This is a genomic window from Acetobacter lambici, assembly GCF_011516885.1.
Classification (GTDB): domain Bacteria; phylum Pseudomonadota; class Alphaproteobacteria; order Acetobacterales; family Acetobacteraceae; genus Acetobacter; species Acetobacter lambici.
Window position 1 is genome coordinate 1 of record NZ_WOTD01000088.1, and the last position, 4,288, is coordinate 4,288.

The window sequence follows — 4,288 nt, forward strand, 5'->3', positions numbered from 1 at the left end:
CTGGAAAATGTTCTTTGCCAGATCAACGCCTATCACTGTATCCTTCATCTGCCGTCCTTTCGCGCAGTCGTTTCTTCCAACGACCATTCTGGCACATTGCGATGCCGTGCGAGGAGGACGGCAACCACCCCATCTCATAATATTTGCACTGGACGGCGGTCGTTTCTGTAGCGGTGTGGACGTCGATATCCTCGATGCATTCGATCGCCACCGAGTCATTCGCATCGGATAGCTCCAGGATGCTGAGGATCGAGCGATCGAATTGATAGAAATAGCCAGAAATTGTCGAAACTGCGCTCCGATCGGCCACCATTACCCCCTGCGATGATCTGCCACGCGGACATCGCGTTCGCATTCGTTCGTCTTCGGAATTTCCGTTTTTCGACCTCTTCCGTTTCTCGATGATCGCATATCGGCGATTGGAGACTTCATGGTCACAACGCGATCCGATTTCCAGCGACATGTCTGAAAGCGCGATCGCGACAGGTAAGAATGACGACCTGCATGCGGGTCGCGGCCTCCGACAGAATCTCGATCATCGTGTCGAGACGGGCATCGTCGGAATAGACCAGCGGATCGTCGAGAATCAGCGACACGGGCTTCCCTTCCTCCAACAGCATATCGGCAAATGCAATCCGGGTGAGGACGGCAAGCTGCTCCTGCGTGCCGCGCGACAGGCTCGCGCAGCTTTCGTTCACGCCGGCACGGATCACGCTTTCAAGACCGAGATCCTCTGAAAAAGTGAGCTCGCATCCAGGCAACAGGCGCTCGATATGACGCTTCGCCCGCGCCGCCACCGGACCGACAAATTTGGCCGACGTCTCGTTACGGGCGGCGTCGAGGGTGCTCCGCAGTGCCTTCAGCGTTTGTGCTTCATCGGTGACGCGCTGAAAAGCAATACGGGCCGCCTCGACTTCTTCGTAGGCGGCAGCTGTCCGATCGGCGAGGCCGAGCCCGCCCTCGCTCTCGATTGTCCCTTCGAGGCGCGCGATGTCTGTCTCCAGCCGCGTTCGGGTTTCCCCGGCCGTGCGCACCCTCGCATCGATCAATTCGATCTTGCGCGCAATAGCTGCCACGTCGTGCGCAGAGGCATCGCGGAGCGCGTCTTCAACCTTGACCGAGGCCTCGGCGGCTAGCTCGCGCGCCTTGGCCAGATCTTCGGTAAGCGTCGGCCATTCAGGTCGCCGCTCAATCACCTCAAGCGCGCTGACCGCGTTGGCAACATCGCTAGCAGCTCTGGCTTCTGCCGTCGCAAGCGGCGCTTCCTGCTGCTCGGCCCGACGCAGAGCCTCGATTGCGCTGTCCTGGGCCCCTTCGGCACGGGCAGCGGCGCTATCGGCCGTCTCCATCGCTTTCGTGAGCTCCGCGATGTCGGGAACTCCCCCCACCCCGACGGCCTCTTCTGTACCGAGCTCGGCGACGAATAGTTTGAGCGCGGCGGATCCAGCGGGAAGCTGAAGGACATCATCGGCAGGCGTGGCCGATTCGATGCGCGCCTCCAGTGTTCGCAGATCCGCTGCGGCATCCCTGGCGATCTCGTTGCTGGCTCTCGCGGCAGCAAGATCGACGACACCGAGATCGTCGAATGTCGCTTTTCGCTTACGAAGCGCAGACGCCAAGACCTCCGCGGCGCTGGCGGCAGACACCGGCGGCGTGATCTGAAGCTCGGCGGTGCCGAAACGGATATGGACCTCGCGATCAAGAGTGCGCGCGCCGAGAGCCATGGGCTGGTCATCAATCGTGATTCCGTCCGCTGAGCCGCTCAGCGCTATCCGGGTTGCGCCGGCGTTCACCACTGCCTGCGCTTCCGCAACAGCGCGATCATGCTCTTCAAGCAACGTCAGCACTTTCGGGGCGATCGCTGTGTCGGCGAGCGCCTTCGCGGCGCTGCGTTGTTCCTCGAGCTTCAGGAGGTCGGCGTGCCGCTGGCGCGCGGCCTGGATCGCTGTACCACGACGGCTTTGTCGGATCCGCTCTTCGCCTTCAGCCAGGGCCATTCGTGCAGCCTGACGGTCCGTACGCGCGGAATCGAGTGCGGTGCGTGCATCCCCCACCTTCCGCTTCGCCACCGACAATGTGTCGGCAACTCCGAGACGCTGTTCCCTTGCCTGGGTCAACGCAGCGTCCGCTTTCATCCGGGCCTGCGTCGCTTCGTCGTGGCGCTGCCGAACGTCGGCGAGCGCCTTCACCTTGCCGTTCACCGCTTCCTGCTCGGCACGACGGGTAGTGAGGATCTGGGCCGCCACTCGTGCGATATCGAGCGAAGCAATCAAGCTGCTACGCGTCTGCACGTCCGTGTTGTCTGCCATCTCGCGCTGGATGATCTTCAGGCGGGCGCGAGCCGCATCGAGATCTGAGAAGCTGCGCTCCAGCGTGGCCAATCGATCCGCGGCTTCGCGCGCGGCGACCTCGGCGGCCTCGAGCCGCTCATATGCATCGATTTGCCGGCCACGCTTATGGCCGGTCGGCGTCCAGTAGAGATCATATTGAGCCTCGACCCGATCCCTGACACGGCGATATGCAGCGCCGCCTATGATCGACCCGACTTCCGCCTCGAGCGTGGAGGTGATGGTGTCGCGCACGATCTGGCCGGGCGCAGTTGCGGACAAGGCCTCGGCTTGGGCAACCCAAAGCAAGCCGAGCGCGCCATAAGTCGCGACGTCGCCGCCCCGGCTCGTGTCACGGACCGAACCGAGCAGCGCATTCAAGCGCGCCTCGGCCTCTTCCCCTTGCGCACGGCCCTGAGGCCCCGAGACCTCGACCGATGCACTACGCAAAAAATGCTTGGTCACCGACCAGGGCGCGCCATCGACTTCGAAAGCGACCTGGACCTCAGGACCCACCGAATCGCCATGTGGGGCGAAGGATTGGGCCAGCTGATTGCGCGTGTTGAAGCGGACGAAAAAGGCCGCGCGCAAGGCATCGAGAAGCGTCGACTTGCCCGTCTCATTCGGCTCGATGACAACGTTGAGGCCGTCGGTGAGCCCCTCGATCACGACGGGGGTGCGGAATTTCCGGAAATTCTCCACCGAGATACGACGAATTACGAGGCTCATTCCGACTTCTCCCGGCTATATTCGACAAAGAGGCGCTCAAGGGCCCGCTTCGCGACCGCCGCATCCTCGCCACCGCCTTCGATCCTGATATTAAGCATCGCCGCGGCCGCCCCGAGCATGCCCTCGACTGCCAGGTTCGCAATATCTTCTTCGCTCGGCCGCCCCACCAGATGATCCGCGCGCACGTCGAGATACCGCAGCTGATGGCCAATATCGTTTTCAAGCCGACCCAGCATGGAAATTCGGTCGCCGAGACTGGTGATGCCAGCCAGTGTCAGGCGCAAAAGCGTTGTGGGCGTGTCGATCGCGCCGAGAAGCAGTTCGCACTCGGCATCGAACGCAGCCTGATCACTGACCATCCAGTCCCGCAAAAGCCATTGGAAGCGGCCCGTGCGGATCGGCGTGACGGACGGCTCCGCATCGGTCGACAGCCCTACGACGAGGGCCTGTCCGGGATCGTCCCGCTGGAAGCGGTCGACTTCGGGCGTACCAGCATACCAGGTTCGACTATCGACACGAAGTGTCCCATGCCAGTCACCGAGCGCCAGATAGTCAAGGTTCGATCGACGTGCGCGATCGGGCGCGATCTGGTTCTTCGTTTCACCTTGTGAGCCGAAGTCGCGGATCGAACCGTGTGCAAGGCCAATACGCAGGGTGGCACCGGGCGTCTCCATGAAGTCGAAACAGGCGGTTGGATCTTCGAGATTGTGGCGATGCTCAAGCGGGGCGGGTAGCAGCCAGACACCGGGTTTCATCTCGACTGGCTCAGGCGTCGATAAGATGACGATGTTCTCGCTTACTCGTTGACGGACGCGATCCCATAATCCGCCATTGCGAGCAAAATCATGGTTGCCTGGGAGCAGCCACCAGCGACAACTATGGCGGCTCATCCGGGATATAGCTTGAATGATCGTCCGATCCTCCGGACCTTCGGTGTCGAAGATGTCGCCGGCAACGACGACGTGCTCTGCCCCGTGGTCGACCGCTATGCGCCCAAGTGTGTCGATTGCATCGAACCGCGCCTCACTAAGTCCAGCTCGGACTTCGGAATCGAAGCGTCCAAAGGGTTTTCCAAGTTGCCAGTCAGCAGAATGAATGAATTTCAAAATATATCCCCCTACCACTACAGTTGCAATTTTGATTTGATATATGAGCGTTGTGCGGCTGCTTGGTGAGACCGTCTGAAGATTGACCATCTGAGAATGTGGGCGACGGGCAGGCTGCGTTGTGCA

At 61.4% G+C, this 4,288-nt stretch carries 3 protein-coding genes; all 3 read right to left on the reverse strand.

Annotation, left to right across the window (positions count from 1 at the left end; genetic code table 11):
- Positions 1–22: 22 nt before the first annotated feature.
- Positions 23–313: a hypothetical protein gene (locus tag GOB86_RS15915; protein ID WP_165993406.1), complete on the reverse strand. Its 291-nt coding sequence runs from the start codon at positions 311–313 to the stop codon at positions 23–25.
- Between the two features lie 121 nt (positions 314–434).
- On the reverse strand, positions 435–3,056 hold the full coding sequence (locus tag GOB86_RS14780) for an AAA family ATPase (protein WP_165993408.1): 2,622 nt from the start codon (positions 3,054–3,056) through the stop codon (positions 435–437).
- A partial coding sequence (locus tag GOB86_RS14785) for a metallophosphoesterase family protein (RefSeq protein WP_338421538.1) occupies positions 3,053–4,288 on the reverse strand: 1,236 nt, incomplete at its 5' end. The genes GOB86_RS14785 and GOB86_RS14780, both read right to left, overlap by 4 nt.

Coding starts and splice junctions, on each gene's coding strand:
- GOB86_RS15915 (WP_165993406.1), bottom strand. CDS start 313: ATGGTGGCCGATCGGAGCGCAGTTTCGACAATTTCTGGCTATTTCTAT.
- GOB86_RS14780 (WP_165993408.1), bottom strand. CDS start 3,056: ATGAGCCTCGTAATTCGTCGTATCTCGGTGGAGAATTTCCGGAAATTC.